The organism is Sorangium sp. So ce406 (assembly GCF_051474675.1).
In the GTDB taxonomy this organism is placed as follows: domain Bacteria; phylum Myxococcota_A; class Polyangia; order Polyangiales; family Polyangiaceae; genus Sorangium; species Sorangium cellulosum_G.
The window spans coordinates 3,098,261-3,116,625 of record NZ_CP150340.1 but is presented as its reverse complement, the minus strand read 5'-3'; the positions used below and the strand labels follow the sequence as shown (position 1 = coordinate 3,116,625).

Annotated in this window: 5 protein-coding genes; all 5 read left to right on the top strand. The window is 74.4% G+C overall.

Annotated features, from left to right (window positions below; genetic code table 11):
• Positions 1 to 33 precede the first annotated feature (33 nt).
• The 5 genes from WME96_RS11720 to WME96_RS11700 all read left to right on the top strand — a co-directional run bounded on the left by WME96_RS11720 (position 34) and on the right by WME96_RS11700 (position 18,318).
• The gene (locus WME96_RS11720) at positions 34 to 12,507 is read left to right on the top strand and encodes an amino acid adenylation domain-containing protein (protein ID WP_437290235.1); all 12,474 of its coding nucleotides are present in this window, start codon (positions 34 to 36) and stop codon (positions 12,505 to 12,507) included.
• A gap of 108 nt (positions 12,508 to 12,615) precedes the next feature.
• On the top strand, positions 12,616 to 13,206 hold the full coding sequence (locus tag WME96_RS11715) for a cysteine hydrolase family protein (RefSeq protein ID WP_437290234.1): 591 nt from the start codon (positions 12,616 to 12,618) through the stop codon (positions 13,204 to 13,206).
• A 93-nt stretch (positions 13,207 to 13,299) separates the two neighbouring features.
• A complete protein-coding gene (gene hypE, locus WME96_RS11710) occupies positions 13,300 to 14,328 on the top strand; it encodes a hydrogenase expression/formation protein HypE (protein ID WP_061614031.1) in 1,029 nt (342 codons plus the stop codon).
• A complete protein-coding gene (gene hypF / locus WME96_RS11705) occupies positions 14,300 to 16,678 on the top strand; it encodes a carbamoyltransferase HypF (protein ID WP_437290233.1) in 2,379 nt (792 codons plus the stop codon). Before hypE ends, hypF begins: the two co-directional genes overlap by 29 nt.
• Positions 16,675 to 18,318 (top strand): cyclic peptide export ABC transporter, encoded by a 1,644-nt coding sequence (locus tag WME96_RS11700; protein WP_437290232.1) that lies wholly within the window; start codon positions 16,675 to 16,677, stop codon positions 18,316 to 18,318. The genes hypF and WME96_RS11700 overlap by 4 nt, the downstream gene beginning before the upstream one ends.
• Positions 18,319 to 18,365 lie beyond the last annotated feature (47 nt).

Here is an 18,365-nt window from a genome sequence, read left to right as displayed (position 1 = left end):
CGACGGAGCGCGACAGAGCGCTGGAGCTTTTCGATGAACGGTGACGTGTTGCGTGATCTGGGTCGCTGCGCGACCCTGGTGGATCTCCTCCGCTCGCGCGCGGAGGCCCAGGGCGACGCCCTCGCCTTCCGGTTCCTGACGACAGGAGACGTGGACGGCGGCGCGGAGGAGTGGACGTATCGAGATCTCCACGCCCGCGCCACGGCGATCGCCGCGTCGCTGCAGGCGGCGGGGGGCGCCGGGGAGCGCGCGCTGCTCCTGTACGCGCCGGGGCTCGACTTCATCGCGGCGTTCATGGGCTGCGTCTACGCCGGCGTGGTCGCGGTCCCGACCTACCCGCCGAACCCCGCCCAGATGGATCGCACCCTGCCGCGGCTCCGCGCGATCGCGCGCGACGCGGGCGCCAGGTTCGTCCTGTCGACAGCGCAGATCGCCTTCATGGCGGAGGCGCTCGGGCAGCAGGCGCCGGAGCTCGCCGAGCTGCGCTGGATCGCCACGGACGCGATCGATCCCGGCGCGGCCTCGGCGTGGCGCGCGCCGGCGATCTCGGGGGAGACGCTCGCGTTCCTCCAGTACACGTCGGGCTCCACCGGGCACCCCAAGGGGGTGATGGTGAGCCACGCGAACGTGATGGCCAACGAGCGCGCCATCCTCGCCGGCTTCGAGCACGACGCGGGCTCGTCGGGCGTCGGGTGGCTGCCGCTCTTCCACGACATGGGGCTGATCGGCAAGGTGCTGCAGCCGATCTTCGTCGGCTTTCCCTGCACGCTGATGTCGCCGCTCGCGTTCCTGGAGCGGCCGATCCGGTGGCTCCAGGCGATCTCGCGCTTCCGGGCCACGACGAGCGGCGGGCCGAACTTCGCGTACGATCTCTGCGCGCGCAAGGCGACGCGCGAGGACCTGGCGGCGCTCGACCTCCGCTCGTGGACGGTGGCGTTCAACGGCGCGGAGCCGGTCCGCGCCGAGACCCTGGACCGGTTCGCGGCGACGTTCGCGCCCTGCGGCTTCCGCCGGGAGGCGTTCTACCCGTGCTACGGGCTCGCGGAGGCGACGCTGCTCGTCTCCGGCGGCCTCCGCGCCGCGCCGCCCGCCTGCGTGAGCGTCGACGCGGGCGCGCTCGCGCGGGGGGTCTCGCTGGAGGTGGACCCGGCCGCCGCTGGAGCGCGGCGGCTCGTGTCGTCGGGGGCGCCGCGGTCGCGCGTCGCCATCGTGTCGCCGGAGGGCGGCGAGCGCCGCGCGGACGGCGAGATCGGCGAGATCTGGGTCGCCGGCCCGAGCGTCGCGGGCGGGTACTGGGGCCGCGCCGAGGAGACGGCGCGCACGTTCGGCGCGCGCCTCGAGGGCGACGACGCCGGGCCGTACCTGAGGACAGGGGACCTCGGCTTCCTCTCGGGAGGGGAGCTGTTCGTCACCGGGCGCATCAAGGACCTCATCGTCATCCGCGGGCGAAACCTGTACCCCGACGACATCGAGCGGACGGTGGAGGCGGCGCACCCGCGCGTTCGCCCCGGCTGCGCCGCGGCGTTCTCGATCGAGGTCGGCGGGGAGGAGCGGCTCGCCGTCGCGGCCGAGCTCGACACGCGGGGCGGGGGCGAGGCGCCGCCGGACGTCGTGGAGGCGCTGCGGTCGGCGATCGCGCGGGAGCACGACGTGCAGCCGCACGCGGTGGTGCTGCTCCGCCCGCGCACCATCCCGAAGACGTCGAGTGGAAAAATCCAGCGGCACGCGTGCGCGCAGGGGTTCCGGGACGGGACGCTCGAGACGCTCGCCGTGTCGGTCGCGCCGGAGGCGCCGGCGGGGGCGGAGCGGGCGCGCGCCGCGGCCGATCCGGCGCGGATGATGCGCCTCGCGCTGCGCGCGGTGCCCGCGCCGGAGCGCGCGGGCCTGCTCGTGGAGGTGGCGCGCGAGGAGCTCGCCCGGCTCGCGCGGGTGGACGTCGGGAGCGTCGCCCCGACCTCGAAGCTCATGGCGCTGGGGCTCGACTCGCTCGCGGGCGTCGAGCTGCAGGCGCGCTTCGAGGAGCTGCTCGGCGTCGCGGTGCCGGCGCAGCTCGTCTGGCAGGCGGGGACGGTCGAGGAGCTCGCGGCGGCGCTCGCGTCGGCCCTCGACGCGCCGTCGCCCGCGCCCGCCCTCGCGCCCGCCGCGGCGGCGGGGGAGCCGATCGAGCTCTCGTCCCACCAGCTCCGCCTGTGGTTCTTCTGCCGGTTCGCGCCGGAGAGCCCGCTCTACCACGTGGTGTTCGGCGCCCGGATCGTCGGGGCGCTCGACGAGGCGAAGCTCGAGGAGAGCCTCGCGGCCGTCGTCCGCCGGCACCCGGCGCTGCGCACGGTGTTCCGCGAGATCGCCGGGGAGCCCCGGCAGATCGTGCTCCCCGAGGTGGCGGTGCCCCTCGCCCGCGCGCGCGTCGAGGGCGCGGGGGCCGAGGAGCGCGAGGAGCGCCTGCGCGCGCTCGCCGCCGCGTGGGGGCAGCGGCCGTTCGCGCTCGAGGAGGGGCCGCTCCTCCGGGTGTGCCTGGTGTCGCTCGGCGAGCGCCACCACGTGCTCCTCTTCGCGCAGCACCACCTCGTGACCGACGGCCGGTCGATCGAGGTGCTCGTGCGCGATCTCGCGGCGGCCTACGCCGCGCGCGCGGCCGGCCGGGCCGACGCGCGGCCGGCGCCGCCCCTCGGGTACGCCGACTACGCGCGCGCGCAGCGGGCCGCGCTCGCGCGGATGGACGCGGAGCGCGCCTACTGGAAGGCGAAGCTCGGGGGGCTGCCGCGGCTCGACCTCGGCGCCGAGCGCCGGCGCCCGGCGGCGTCGCCGTTCGCCGGCGGGACGGTGCGCTTCTCGCTGCCCGCGCCGCACGTCGAGGCGGCGCTCGCCGCCGCGCGCGCGGAGAACGCGACGCTCTTCGTCGCCCTGGCGGCAATCTACGCGGCGCTGCTGCACCGCACCACGGGGCAGGAGGACCTCGGCATCGCCGTCGTCGTCGCCAACCGGAGCCGCCCCGAGCACCAGGAGATCGTCGGCTTCTTCGCGAACACCGTCGTCCTGCGCGTCGATCTCGGCGGGAGCCCGAGCTACCGCGAGCTCGTCCGCCGCGTGCGCCGGACCATGGCCGAGGCGATGGAGCACGCCGAGCTGCCGTTCGACGAGATCGCGCGCGCCGCCGGCTTCCGGCGCGAGGGGGATCGGGACGCGCTGGTCCAGGCGAGCTTCGTGCTGGAGAGCCCCTCGGAGCCGCCTGCGGGCGTCGAGGGGGCGCTGTGGCGGCCCGTGCTCTGGGCGCCCGACGGGGCCGTGGAGGGCACCGCGAAGTTCGATCTGGGGCTCAGCGTGGCGCGCCTCCACGGCGAGCTCGTCGCCGCGCTCGAGTACCGCGAGGACCGCCTCGCGCGCGACGAGATCGAGCGCATGGCGGGTCACCTGGGCGTGCTCCTGCGCGCCGCCGCGGAGGCGCCGGACCGCCCGATCGACGAGCTCCCGCTGCTCACCCCGGACGAGGAGCGCACCCTGATCGCGGGCTGCAACGAGACCGCGGCGCCCCTCCCCGACGCCTGCTTCCACGACCTCTTCCGCGAGCAGGCCGCCCGGACCCCCGCGCGGATCGCCGTCGCCTGCGGCGAGCAGCGGCTCTCGTACGCGGAGCTCGACCGCCTCTCCGACCAGGCGGCGCAGGCGCTCTGCGCGCGCGGCGTCGGCCCGGATCGCCTCGTCGGCCTGCTGACGCGGCGCGATCTCGACTTCGCTGTGCTCGCGCTCGGCGCCCTCAAGGCGGGCGGCGCGTACGTGCCGCTCGACCCCGGGCACCCGGCGCACCGCAACGCCGACATCCTCGCGCGCGCGGGCGCCCCGCTCCTCCTCGTGGGCGACGCGATCCCGGGCGCGCTGCGGGGCGAGATCGCCGCCGCCGGCCCGGCCGCGCCGGAGGCGCTCTCGGCGGGCGAGCTGCTCGCCGCGGGCGCGACGGCGTCCGGCGCCGCCGCCGCTCCTGCCCGCGCGCGGCCGGAGCACCTCGCGTACGTCATCTTCACGTCCGGATCGACCGGCGCGCCCAAGGGGGCGATGGTCGAGAACCGGGGGATGCTCAACCACCTGTTCGCGAAGGTGCGCTCCCTCGGGCTCGGGCCGTCGGACGTCGTGGCGCAGACGGCGCCGATCAGCTTCGACATCTCGGTGTGGCAGCTCCTCTCCGCCCTGCTCGCGGGCGGGGCGTGCCGGCTCGTGCCGGACGAGATCGCGACCGATCCCGTGCGGCTGCTCGACGCCGTGGGGGACCTCGGCATCACCGTCCTCGAGGTCGTCCCGTCGCTGCTGCGCGGCGCGCTCGACGAGCTGGAGTCGCGCCCGGCGTGGCGGCCGCGCCTCGACGGCCTGCGGTGGCTCATGCTCACCGGCGAGGCGCTCGCGCCGGATCTCGCGCGCCGGTGGCTCGCGCTCTACCCGCAGATCCCGCTGATGAACGCGTACGGCCCGACGGAGTGCTCGGACGACGTCGCCCAGCACGTCATCGCCGAGCCCCCGCCGGAGGACGCGGCGTACGTGCCGATCGGGCGCCCGATCCAGAACACGCAGCTCTACGTGCTGGATCGGCGGCGTCAGCCCGTGCCGCTCGGCGTCGCCGGCGAGCTGTACGTGGGAGGCGACGGCGTCGGCCGGGGGTACCTCCACGACCCGGAGCGCACGGAGGCGGCGTTCCTGCCGGATCCGTTCTCCCGCGCGGCGGGGGCGCGCCTCTACCGGACGGGCGATCTGGTGCGGCGCCTGCCCGGCGGCGAGCTCGTGTTCCTGGGTCGGATCGACCACCAGATCAAGCTCCGCGGCTTCCGCATCGAGCTCGGCGAGATCGAGTCGGTCATCGCGCGGTGCGCGGGGATCCGCGACGTCGTTGTCGTCGCGCGCGAGGACGCGCCGGGAGATCCGCGGCTCGTCGCGTACGTCGTGCCCGAGGCCCCCGCGTTCGATCCGGGCGCGCTCAAGGAGCAGCTCGCGTCGCGCCTGCCGGGCTACATGGTCCCGGCGGCGATCGTCCCGCTCGACGCCCTCCCGCTGAGCGCGAACGGCAAGGTGGACCGCAAGGCGCTGCCCGCGCCCGCGTGGACCGCCCCCGGGGAGCTCGCGGCGCAGACGGCGCCGCGCACCGGCCTCGAGCAGGCGATCAGCGACGTGTGGCGCGCCGTCCTCGGGGTCGAGCGCGTCGGCGTGCACGACGACTTCTTCGCGATCGGCGGGCACTCGCTGTCGGCCACGCGCGCGGCGGCCCGCCTGCGCGACGTGCTCGGCGTCGACGTCGCGGTGCGGTCGCTCTTCGAGGCGCCGACCGTCGCCCGGCTCGCCGCGCAGCTCGAGCGAGCGGCGCGGGGGGGCGCGCGCCCGGCGCCGCGGCCGCTCTCTCCGGCGCCGCGCGGCGCGGAGGCGCCGCTGTCCTTCGCGCAGCAGCGGCTCTGGTTCCTCGATCAGCTCGAGCCGGAGAGCGCCACGTACAACGTGCCCGCGGCGCTCCGGCTGCGCGGCGCGCTCGACGTGGAGGCGCTCGCGGCCGCGATCGCGGAGGTGGTCCGGCGGCACGAGGTCCTGCGCGCCACGCTCCACGCCGTCGACGGCCGCCCGGTGCAGCGCTTCCAGGCCGCGCCGGACGCGTGGCCCCTCCCCCTCGTCGACCTCGCGGCGCTCCCCGCGCCCGAGCGCGAGGCGGCCCTGCAGCGCCTCTCGTCGGAGGAGGCCGCGAGGCCGTTCGATCTGGAGAAGGGGCCGCTCCTGCGCGCGTCGCTGTTCAGGCTCGCGCCCGAGGAGCACGCGCTCGTCATCACGCTCCACCACATCGCCTCGGACGGGTGGTCGCTCGGCGTGCTCGCGGGCGAGCTCACCGCGGCGTACGCGGCGTTCGCGCGGCGGGAGGCGCCGCGGCTGGCCCCCCTGCCCGTCCAGTACGCCGACTACGCCGCCTGGCAGCGGCAGGAGCTCACCCCGGACGTGCTCCAGGCCGAGCGGGAGGTGTGGCGGCGCAGGCTCGACGGCGCGCCGCCGCTCGAGCTCCCCACCGACCGCCCCCGCCCCGCGACGCCGTCGCGCCGCGGGCGCACGCACCGGTTCGAGCTGCCGCCCGACCTCGCCGCCGCGCTCCGGCGCCGTAGCCAGGAGCTCGGGGCCACGCTGTTCATGACGCTCCTCGCCGCCTTCGAGGCGCTGCTCCACCGCTACAGCGGCCAGGAGGACTTCTGCGTCGGCACGCCGGTGGCCGGCCGCGGGCGGACCGAGATCGAGCCGCTCATCGGGCTGTTCGTGAACACGCTCGTCCTGCGCGCGCGGCTCGACGGCGAGCCGACGTTCGCGGAGCTCGTCGGCCGCGTGAAGGCCGACGCGCTCGAGGCGTACGCCCACCAGGACCTGCCGTTCGAGGTGGTCGTCGACGCGCTCGCCGTGGAGCGGGACCTCAGCCGGAACCCGCTCTTCCAGGTGATGTTCGCGCTCCAGAACGTGCCCCCGCCCGCGCTCGCGCTGCCGGGCGTCGAGGTGTCGCCCGTCGCGCTGGAGACCGAGCAGGCGCGGTTCGATCTGACGCTCTTCCTCACCGAGTCCGGCGAGGCGATCGAGGGCGCCATCGAGTTCGATCTCGATCTGTTCGACCCCGGGACCGTCGCGCGGCTCGCGGGGCATTACGAGACGATCCTCCGCGCCGCCGCCGCGGATCCGGGCGGCCGCGTCGCCGAGCTCCCGCTCCTCACGCCGCGCGAGCGGCGCGAGGTGCTGATCTCGTGGAACGAGACGAGCACCCCGCCGCCGCCCGCCGCGTGCCTGCACGAGCTGCTCGACGCGCAGGCCGAGCGGTCGCCCGAGGCGGTGGCCGTGGCGTCCGACGGCGGCGAGCTCACCTACAGCGAGCTCCGCCGCCGCGCCGACGCGCTCGCCCTGCGGCTGCGCGCGCGCGGCGTGCGGCCGGAGACGCGCGTCGGCCTGTGCGTGCGGCGGACGCTCGACATGGTCGTGGCCATCTGGGCCATCTTCAAGGCCGGCGGCGTCCACGTGCCGCTCGACCCGGGCTACCCCGCCCAGCGGCTGGCGCTCATTCTCGAGGACGCGGCCGCGCAGCTGCTCATCACCGAGCGCGCGCTCTCGACGCTCGTGCCGGCCGGGTCGGCCGAGGTCCTCCTGCTCGACGAGATCGTCGCCGACGCGGCGCAGGACGAGGCGCCCGCCGCGCTGGAGGCGGGCCGGCCGGACCAGGCGGCGTACCTCATCTACACCTCCGGCTCGACGGGCCGGCCCAAGGCCGTCGTGATCGAGCACCGCCAGGCCGTCGCGCTCGCGTGGTGGGCGCGGCGGGCGTTCTCGGACGAGGAGCTCGCCGGCGTCCTCGCGTCGACGTCCACGTGCTTCGATCTCTCGGTCTTCGAGCTGATCGTGCCGCTCTGCTGGGGCGGCAAGGTCGTCCTCGCGGACAACGCGCTCGCGCTGCCCGCGCTCCGGCGCGCCCGCGAGGTCACGCTCCTCAACACGGTCCCGTCCGCCGCGGCCGCGCTCCTCGCGGTCTCCGGTATCCCCGCGTCCGTGCGGACCGTGTGCCTCGCCGGCGAGCCGCTCCGCGCCTCGCTCGCGCGCGACGTGCTCGCGCTGCCGCACGTCGCGCGGCTCTTGAACCTCTACGGCCCCAGCGAGACCACGACGTACTCGACCGAGGCGACCGTGACCGCCAAGGCGCGCCCGACGATCGGCAGGGCCATCGATCACACGCAGGTCTACGTGCTCGACGCGCGGCGCCAGCCGGTGCCCGTCGGCGTGGCCGGCGAGATCTACATCGCCGGCGCGGGGGTCGCGCGCGGCTACCTGGGGCGCGACGAGCTGACGGCCGAGCGGTTCGTCCCCTGCCCGCTCGACGAGGCCAGGGGCGCGCGGATGTACCGCACCGGCGACCGCGCGCGCTGGCTCTCGACCGGCGAGCTCGAGTACCTCGGCCGGCTGGATCACCAGGTGAAGATCCGCGGCTTCCGCGTCGAGCCGGCGGAGACCGAGGCCGCGCTCGCCGCGCACCCCGACGTCCGCGAGGCGCTCGTGCTCGCGCGGGACGACGGCCCGTCCGGCCCCTGGCTCGTCGCCTACCTCCTCGCCCGGCGGCCGCTGGACGCGCAGGCGCTGCGGGCGTTCATCGCCGAGCGGCTGCCCGAGCCGTTCGTCCCGTCCGCCTTCGTCGAGCTCGACGCCTGGCCGCTCAACGCCAACGGCAAGGTCGACCGCAAGGCGCTCCCGGCGCCCAGCCGGGAGGACGTCGCCGGCGAGGGCCGGCGCGCGCCGTCGACCCCGACCGAGCAGGCCCTCGCGGGCGTGTGGGGCGAGGTCCTTGGCCGCGGCGGGATCGGGGCGACCGACGACTTCTTCGCGCTCGGAGGCCATTCCCTCCTCGCCGTCCAGGTCGTCGCGCGCGCGCGGCGGCTGTTCGGCGTCGAGCTGCCGCTGCGCGCCGCCTTCGACGCGCCGACGGTCGCGGCCCTCGCCGAGCGCATCGATCGCGCGCGGCGGGACGGCGGCCGCGGCGCCCTCCAGCCGCTCGGCCCGGCGCCCCGCGGCGCGGAGGCGCCCCTCTCCCCCGCTCAGCAGCGCCTCTGGTTCATCGAGGAGCTCCAGCCCGGCACGGCGGTCTACAACATGCCGATCGGCCTCCTGCTCCGCGGCCCGCTCGACCGCGCCGCGCTGGCGCGGAGCCTCGATCAGCTCGTCGCGCGCCACGAGGCGCTGCGCACCCGGTTCGAGCTGCGCGGCGGCCAGCCGGTGCAGGTCGTGATCCCCGAGGTGCGCCTCGATCTGCGGCTCGTCGACCTGTCCGGCGTCCCCGAGCGCGAGCGGGAGCGCGCCGCGCGGCGCACCGCCGAGGACGAGGCGCGCCGGCCGTTCGACCTCGCCTCGGGCCCGCCGATCCGCGCGGCGCTGCTCCGCCTCTCCGACGAGGCGCACGTGCTCCTCGTCACGGCGCACCACATCGCCTGCGACGGCGGCTCGATCCCCGTGCTGTTCCGCGACCTGTCCGCGCTCTACGAGGCGGCGCGCGCGGGCCGCGCGCCGGATCTGCCGCCCCTCCCCGTGCAGTACGCCGACGTCGCGATCTGGCAGCGCGCGCAGGCCGACGCCTGGCGAGGGCAGCTCGAGTACTGGAAGCGCGCGCTGTCCGACCTCGAGCCGCTGGAGCTCCCCACCGACAGGCCGCGCGGGAGCGCCCTCTCGCACCGCGGCGACACAGTCCCCGTGAGCCTGCCCGCGCCGCTCGTCGAGGCGCTCCGCGCGCTCGGCAGGCGCGAGGGGGCGACGATGTTCATGCTGCTCCTCGCCGGCTTCGTCGCCCTGCTGCACCGGTACACGGGCCGCGCCGGCGTCGCCGTCGGCTCGCCGACCGGCGGCCGCACGCAGGTCGAGATGGAGCCGCTCGTCGGCTTCTTCGTCAACATGCTCGTCCTGCGCGTCCGCGTCGACGACAACCCCACGTTCCTCGAGCTCGTGCGGCGCGTCCGGCAGGTCACGCTCGAGGCCCAGGAGCACCAGGACGTCCCGTTCGAGCAGGTGGTGGACGCCTTGCAGGTCAAGCGCGACCTCGGGCGCACGCCGCTCTTCCAGGCGGCCTTCGCGTTCCAGGGCGCCCCGGAGCGGCCGCGGGCGCTCGGGGAGCTCGACGCGTCGCCGTTCGCCGTCGACACGGCGACAGCGAAGTTCGACCTCCTGCTCGCGCTGGAGGAGGGCGACAAGGCCGTCTCCGGCGGGATCGAGTTCAGCGCCGACCTGTTCGATCGCGCCACGATCGAGCGCTGGCGAGGCCACCTCGAGGCCCTGCTCGAGGCGAGCGCCGCGCGGCCGGAGCTGCGGGTCGGCGATCTGCCGCTGCTCGGGCGCGAGGAGCGCGATCTCGTGCTGCGCGCCTTCGGCGCCGGCCCCTCGCAGCCCGCCCCCGGGGCCGCGTGCGCGCACCGCCTGTTCGAGGCGCAGGCCGCGCAGGCCCCCGAGCGGACGGCGCTCCTCTTCGAGGGCGCGCCGGTGAGCTACGGCGAGCTGAACCGGCGGGCCAACCAGCTCGCGCACCACCTCCGCGCCCGCGGCGTGGGTCGCGGCGCGCTGGTCGGCGTGTGCATGCCGCGCTCGCCGAACATGATCGTGGCGCTCCTCGCGGTGCTCAAGGCCGGCGGCGCGTACGTCCCGCTCGACCCGACCTACCCGCGCGACCGGCTCGCCTTCATGATCGAGGACGCGCGCCCCGCGCTGCTCATCGCCCAGGCCGAGCTCCTCGCGGCGCTGCCCGCGGCGCTGCCGCCCGTCGTGCGGCTCGGGGAGAGCGAGCCCGCCTTCGCGCACGAGCGGGCCGACGACCCCGACGCCGGGGCGCTCCCCGACGACCTCGCGTACGTCATCTACACCTCCGGCTCGACGGGGCGCCCGAAGGGCGTGCTCATCGAGCACCGCTCGCTCTCCGCGTTCGCCGAGGCGCAGCGCAAGCTGCTCGGCGTCGAGCCGGGGACCCGCGTCCTCCAGTTCACGCGCCTCAGCTTCGACGTCTCGGTGATGGAGATCTTCGTGCCGCTCTTCGCCGGCGGCGTCGTGTGCCTCGCGCGCGCCGAGGCGCTCATGCCCGGGCCCGGGCTCGTCGATCTCCTGCGGCAGCAGCGGATCCAGATGGCGATGCTGACCCCGTCGGCGCTCATGGCGGTGCCGTTCGACGCGCTCCCCGACCTGCGCGTGCTGTGCGTCGCCGGCGAGGTGTGCCCGGCGGAGCTGCCGCGGCGCTGGGCGAGGGGCCGGCGCTTCCTCAACGGCTACGGCCCCACCGAGGCCACGGTGCTCGCGACCTCGGCCGAGTACGCGCCCGACGTCGCGCGGCCCACGATCGGCCGCCCGCTGCCGAACACGCAGGTCTACGTGCTCGACGCCCACGGCCAGCCGGCGCCCATCGGCGTCCCCGGAGAGCTCCACATCGGCGGGATCGGCCTCGCGCGCGGCTACCTCAACCGCGACGACCTGACCGCGTCCCGCTTCGTGCGCGCGGCGTTCCCCGAGGCGCAGGGCGCGCGGCTCTACCGCACCGGCGACCTGGTGCGGTGGCTGCCGGACGGCGAGATCGACTTCCTCGGCCGGCTCGACGAGCAGGTCAAGATCCGGGGCTTCCGCATCGAGCTCGGCGAGATCGAGGCGGTGCTCGCGTCGCACCCCGACGTGGTCGAGGCGGCGGTGGTCACCCGGCAGCACGCCCCGGGCGACGTGCGGCTCGCGGCCTTCTTCATCCCACGCGGCGGGCGCGCCGACGCCGGCGCGCTGCGCAGGTTCCTGTCCGAGCGGCTGCCCGACTACATGGTCCCGCCGGTCCTCGCGCCGCTCGAGCGGTGGCCGCAGACGCCGAGCGGCAAGATCGATCGCCGGGCGCTCGCGGCGTCGGCGCCCGCGGCGCTCGCCGCAGGCGCCGAAGGAGCGCGCGTCCTGCCGAGGACGAGGGTCGAGCTCGAGCTCTGCGCGCTGTTCGAGGAGCTCCTCGACGCGGGCGGCGTCGGCGTGACCGACGACTTCTTCGCGCTCGGAGGGCACTCGCTCCTCGCCGTGCGGCTCATGGCCGAGATCCGCGCCCGCTTCGGCCGCGATCTCCCACTCACCAGCCTGTTCCGCGCGCCCACGGCCGAGGGCCTCGCGGCGCTCCTGCGCGAGCAGCAGGGGGCGCCGCCGGGACGCGCCTCCGTCGTCGTCCCGCTCCACGCGCCCCACGTCGGCGGCGCGCGCGCGCCGCTCTTCTTCGTGCACCCCGTGGGCGGCAACGTCCTCTGTTACGCCGACCTCGCGCGCGCGCTCGGGCGGGATCGCCCCTTCTACGGCATCCAGTCGTTCGGGCTGGAGACCCCGCCGCGCGCGCTCGGCAGCCTCGGCGAGATGGCCGAGGCCTACTGCGACGAGCTCCGCCGCGTCCAGCCCGAGGGGCCCTACCTCCTCGGCGGCTGGTCGATGGGGGGCGCCGTGGCCTTCGAGATGGCCCGCGTCCTCGAGCGCGGCGGGCGGCGCGTCGCCGCCGTCGTCCTGCTCGACGCCTACCTCCCGCCGTTCGACGAGCCCGGCGACGATCTCCCGCCGATCGCGCAGTTCGCCGCCGATCTCGCCGGCATCTCGGGCGCGTCGGCCGCCGCGGAGCTCGCCGGGCTGGGCGACGGCTATCTCCATTCCGCGTGGCTGCTGGAGCGCGCGCAGGAGCTCGGCGCGCTGCCACGCGAGACGACGCTCGGCGAGCTGGAGGCGCTGCTCGACGTGTTCCAGCGGAACGCCGCGCTGCTCGCGCGCTACGCCCCCGGCGCGGTGCAGGCCCGGGTGGAGCTCTTCCGCGCCGAGGGCTCTCCGCGCAGGGATCCGCGGCCTGCCTGGGCCCGGTGGGCCCCCGGCCTGCGGAGCCACGTCGCGCGCGGCGATCACTACACGCTGCTCCGCAGGCCTCACGTCGAGTCGCTGGCGGAGCGCATCCGCGCAGCGCTGCTCGAGGCGGACGGCGGTGACGCCGGGAGCACTCCGCCGCCGGCGTGACCGCCGCGGCTCGCCGCGCGCCGCCGCGCGCCGTCGCGCGCCGCCGTCAACCAAGGTTCTTCAGACGACTCGGCTCGATTCCATCAACCGCATCCAAGAGGAAGTCCCATGCCCAACATCGCCGTGCTCACCAACGACCTTCAGTACGAGTTCATCGACAAGATGCCTGGAGGTCGCGAGCTCCTCGCCCGGGTGGCGCCGCAGTTCAACATGTTCCTCGGCGCCATCCGCGCCCTGGGGCACACCGTCGTCCACCTCCAGCTCATCAACGATCCGTCGGACCCCCAGATCCAGCGCCGCTTCCGCGGCAAGGAGATCCCCGCGATCAAGGGGACCCCCAACGCGGAGCTGATCAAGGACTTCGTCCATCCGACCGACCTCGTGATGGTCAAGCACCGTGACAGCGGGTTCTACGAGACGCCCCTCGACGACAAGCTGAAGGAGCTCGGCGTCAAGACGGTGCTCGTCACGGGCATCCAGACCCAGATCTGCGTGCAGACCACCGCGGCGGACGCGTTCTTCCGCGGCTACAAGGTGTGGGTCCCCGAGGACTGCGTGTTCTCGCTCAAGGAGGAGGACAAGAAGCGCTCCCTCGAGTGGATGGCGTCGTACTGCGCCGCGATCGCGCCCGGCGCGGAGATCATCAAGCGCCTTCGCCAGAGCGACGACCTGCCGAGCCGGGAAGAGCTGCTGGCCTGACGAACCGGGACGACGAGGCCGAGGAGCCGGGCGGCCTCGTCTCCCTCACGCACCCTCACCGAAGACGCTGCGGAGCCACCCCTGGAGCTTCACATGACAAGAGAGCACGCCAACGAGAATGAAGAGGTCGTCCTCGACCACGGGACCGGCGCCCGCCTGAGCCGGGAGCTCGTCGAGCGCATCGCCGCGACGCTCGGCGACACCTACACCGGCGCGATGGAAGACAGCGCGATCCTGGAGGTGCCCGCGGGCCGGATCGCCGTCACAACGGACTCGTTCGTCGTCACGCCGCTGTTCTTCGGCAACGGCGATATCGGGAAGGTCGCTGTCTGCGGCACGGTCAACGATCTCGCGGTCAGCGGCGCGAGGCCGCTGTACCTGACCCTGGGCCTCATCATCGAGGCGGGCTTCCCGATGTCCTCGCTGATCCGCGTCCTCGAGTCGGCGCGCGACGCCGCGAGGGAGGCCGGCGTGAAGATCGTCGCCGGCGACACGAAGGTCGTCGGCAAGGGCGAGGCCGACCGGCTCTTCCTCAACACGACCGGCGTGGGCGTCTTCGAGCGCCCGCCGCTCGTGAGCCGCGCCGTGCGGCCCGGCAACAAGATCATCGTGAGCGGGTATCTCGGCAACCACTCCATTCACCTGCTGTCGGTGCGCGAGGGGCTCGGCTTCGAGAAGCGGGTGCAGAGCGACTGCGCGCCGCTCAACGGGCTCATCGACGCGGTCCTCCGGGGCGTGCCCGGGGGCGCGGTGACGGCGATCCGCGACGTGACCCGCGGGGGCCTCTGCGCCGTCCTCCACGAGTTCGCGCGCGCGTCCGGCGCGGAGCTCTCCTTCGCGCGCGCGGCGCTGCCCGTGCTGCCGGAGGCCGTCATGGCCGCGGACATGCTCGGCATCAACCTCATCCACCTCGCCAACGAGGGGTGCCTCTGCCTGTTCGTGGAGGCGGACAAGGTGGGTGACGTGCTCGGGATCCTCCGCGCGCACCCGTACGGCCGCAACGCGGCGGTCATCGGCGAGGTCAAGAGCGCCCCGGCGCCGGCCGTCTCGATGATCGAGCCCGATGGCACTCAAACCCTGCTCGAGGAGCTCTATGGCGCCGAACTCCCCCGACTCTGCTGACGCCCGGCCGGCCGTGACCCGCCGCTTCCGGGTCTCGGGCATCGTCCAGGGCGTCGGCTTCCGGCCCTTCGTGCACCGGCTCGCGCGCGCCGTCGGGGCGCGCGGCTGGGTCCTCAACGACTCTCAGGGCGTGCTGCTCGAGCTGCAGGCCGGAGACGACGAGATCCAGACGTTCCTGCGCGCGCTGGTCGAGTCGCCGCCGCCGCTCGCGCGGATCACGAGCGTCCGCGAGGAGGCGCTCGCCGAGCCCGCTCCCCGCCACGACGACTTCCATATCCGCGGCAGCGTCGATCTCCGCTACACGGACACGCTCATCCCGCCCGACTCGGACGTCTGCGCCGACTGCCTGCGGGAGCTCCGGGACCCGGCCGACCGCCGGCATCGCTATCCGTTCATCAACTGCACGCACTGCGGGCCGCGCTACTCGATCATCTGCGACATGCCGTATGACCGGTCGCAGACCACGATGCGAACCTTCCCGATGTGCCCCGCCTGCGCGCGCGAATACGAGGACATCGAGGATCGGCGCTACCACGCGCAGCCGAACGCGTGCCCCGCGTGCGGCCCCCGGCTCACGCTCACCGACCGGCTCGGCGCGCCCATCGACGCGGCAGATCCGGTCCGCTTCGCGATCGAGCGGCTGCGCGAGGGCGCGCTCTTCGCCGTCAAGAGCCTCGGCGGGTTCCACCTCGTGGCGGACGCCCGCAACGAGGCGGCGGTGAAGGAGCTGCGCCGGCGCAAGCGCCGCGACGCCAAGCCGTTCGCGATCATGGTGGCCGACTGCGAGGCGGCGAGCCGCCATGTCGAGCTCAGCCCCCCCGAGCGCGCGCTGCTCGAGAGCCGGCAGCGCCCGATCGTGCTCCTGCGCCGGCGACCCGGCTCCCTGCCCGACGCGATCGCCCCCAGGAACCCGAGCTTCGGCGTCATGCTGCCGTCGACGCCGCTGCACCACCTCCTGCTCGAGGACCCGGCGCTCGACGTCCTCGTGATGACGAGCGGCAACCTCTCCGGGCACCCGATCGCGTACGACAACGACACGGCGCTCTCGCAGCTCCGCGACATCGCGGATTACTTCGTGCTGCACGACCGGGATATCCGCACCCGCGTCGACGACTCGGTCGTCCGGCTCACCGAGGCAGAGGGCCTCGACGCGCCGCTCCTCTCGTTCATCCGGCGCTCGCGCGGCTACGCCCCGTACCCGATCCACCTGGCGCAGGGCGTCGGCGCCGTCGTCGCCCTCGGCGGCGAGCTGAAGACCACCGTGGCCGTCGGCAAGGACAACCAGGTGTTCATCAGCCAGCACATCGGCGACCTGAAGAACGACTCGACGTTCAGCGCGCACGTCGACTGCTCGTCGCACGTCCAGCGGCTCCTGTCCGTGCAGACGGACACGGTGGCGTGCGACATGCACCCTGCGTTCCGCTCGACGCGGGCGGCGAAGCACCAGGGCGGCGCGCAGGTCGCCACGGTGCAGCACCACCACGCCCACATGGCCGCCTGCATGGCGGAGAACGGGCTGAACGAGCGCGTGATCGGCGTCATCTTCGACGGCTCGGGCTACGGCCTCGACAACACGATCTGGGGCGGCGAGTTCCTGGTGGGCGACTACCGCGATTTCATGCGCGCCGGGCACCTCCGGCCGATGTACCTCCTCGGCGGCGACAAGGCGGTCAAGGAGCCCATCCGCGTCGCCATCTCGCTGCTCGTGGAGACGTTCGGCGACGAGCTCGGCGGGCTCCGCGTCCCCGCGCTCGCCGACCTCGCGGACGAGCGCCGCGAGGTGTTCGTGAAGATGGCGCAGCGCCGGCTGAACGCGACGCCCACGACGAGCATGGGCCGGCTGTTCGACGGCGTCTCGTCGCTCCTCCGCGTCTGCCACGAGGTCGAGTACGAGGCGCAGGCCGCCATCGAGCTCGAGGCGCTGCTCGATCGGGACTTCCGCACGGCGGCGCCTCTCCGCTACGGCATCGACGAGCGCGACGGCCGCCTCGTCGTCGACTACCGGCCGCTGGTCCGGGACCTCCTTCGCGCGCTCGACGAGCCGGACGCCACGCCGGCGCACCTCAGCCGCCGGTTCCACTCGACGGTGGTGGACGCGATCGCCGCCGTCTGCCTGCGGCTCGCCGAGCGGTACGACGTGCGCCGCGTCGTCATGAGCGGCGGCGTCTTCATGAACGAGTTCGTCCTGATCAACGCGCTCCGGCGCCTGAAGCAGGAGGGCCTCACGCCGTATTGCCACCGGCTGGTCCCGCCGAACGACGGCGGGATCTCGCTCGGTCAGATCCTCGTCGCGGCCGCCCGCGTCCCGTCGGACCGGGGGCAGCGCCCCGCCACCACCGAGCATCCATGAAGCTGCTCTCCTTCGTCGCCGGATATTCCCGGCGGATCCTCGTCCTCGCGGTCCTCGCGGGGGCGCTCTGCGGCGCCTGCAACACGGCGGCGCTCGTGCTGATCAACCGGTCGCTGCAGGGCGACCGCGGCGCGGTGATGTGGTCCTTCGCCGCGGTGTGCCTGCTGCTCCCGTTCGCGCGCTACCACTCGGAGGTCCTGCTCACGCGCCTCAGCCAGGGGGCGCTCTTCGATCTCCGGGTGCGGATCTGCCGGAAGATCCTCGGCGCGCCGCTCCGCCAGCTCGAGGAGATCGGCACGCCGCGGATGCTCACGGTGCTCACGGACGACGTCCCCGTCATCACCACGGCGCTGCAGCAGATCCCGATCATCTGCATCAACCTCGTCGTCGTGGTCGGCGGCCTCCTCTACATGGGGTGGCTGTCGCCCGTCATGCTGGCCTCGGTGGTCGCGCTCATCGCCCTCGGCGTCATCGGGTATCAGCTCCCGATGGGCCGGGCGACGCGCCATTTCCGCCGCGCGCGCGAGGCGACCGACGAGCTGATGAAGACCTTCCGCGGGCTCACGCGCGGCGTGAAGGAGCTGAAGCTCCACGCCCGGCGCCGCGAGGCGTTCCTCGCGACGTCGCTCGAAGGGGAGGCCGGGGCCGTCCAGGAGAGCAACGTGCGCGGCATGGTCGCGCTCACCGCCGCGAACGGGTGGGGACAGGGGGTGGTGTTCACCATCATCGGCGTGACGCTCTTCGTCTTGCCGCTCTTCCAGGTGGCGAGCCCCGAGGCGCTGATCGGCTATTCCCTCATCCTGCTCTACCTGATGACGCCCATGCAGGTCCTCATCGGCGCGCTCCCGGCCCTGAGCCGGGCGGGCATCGCCGTGAAGAAGGTCGAGGACCTCGGCGCGAGCCTCAAGGTCGACGCCGGCGAGGCGCAGGCGACGGCCCCGCTCCCCGAGAAATGGAAGCGGCTGGAGCTCGCCGGCGTGACGCACGCGTACCGATCCGACGGGAAGGACGACACCTTCACGCTCGGCCCCATCGACCTCGGCGTGCGCCGCGGCGAGATGATCTTCATCGTGGGCGGCAACGGCAGCGGCAAGACGACCCTCGCGAAGCTGCTCACCGGCCTTTACGAGCCAGAGGCCGGCGAGATCCGGCTCGACGGCGAGGCGATCACGGACCGGAACCGGCACGCGTACCGGCAGCTCTTCTCGGTGGTGTTCTTCGACTTCCACCTGTTCGAGCGCCTGATCGGGCTCGACGCTCCCGAGCTGAACGTCCGGGCGCGCGCTTACCTCTCTCGCCTTCAGCTCGATCACAAGGTGTCTGTCGAGGGGGGCGTCCTCTCCACGACGTCGCTGTCGCAAGGCCAGCGGAAGCGCCTCGCGCTGCTCACGGCGTACCTCGAAGACCGGCCGGTCCTCTTGTTCGACGAGTGGGCGGCGGACCAGGATCCCGTCTTCAAGGACGTCTTTTACCGCCAGATCCTCCCGGAGCTCAGGGCCAGCGGCAAGACGATCATCGTCATCAGCCACGATGACAGGTACTTCGGGGTGGCGGATCGCGTCCTCAAGATGGACTTCGGTCAGCTCGTCGGCGAGGCGCCGGTTACAGCGCGAATGGACGAGACACGTGCCAGCGCCTGAACTAGAACCCGGCGCGTTCGTCATCTGACGGCGAGCCCCCGGGAGGT

Coding starts and splice junctions, on each gene's coding strand:
- hypF (WP_437290233.1), top strand. CDS start 14,300: ATGGCGCCGAACTCCCCCGACTCTGCTGACGCCCGGCCGGCCGTGACC.
- hypE (WP_061614031.1), top strand. CDS start 13,300: ATGACAAGAGAGCACGCCAACGAGAATGAAGAGGTCGTCCTCGACCAC.
- WME96_RS11720 (WP_437290235.1), top strand. CDS start 34: ATGAACGGTGACGTGTTGCGTGATCTGGGTCGCTGCGCGACCCTGGTG.
- WME96_RS11715 (WP_437290234.1), top strand. CDS start 12,616: ATGCCCAACATCGCCGTGCTCACCAACGACCTTCAGTACGAGTTCATC.
- WME96_RS11700 (WP_437290232.1), top strand. CDS start 16,675: ATGAAGCTGCTCTCCTTCGTCGCCGGATATTCCCGGCGGATCCTCGTC.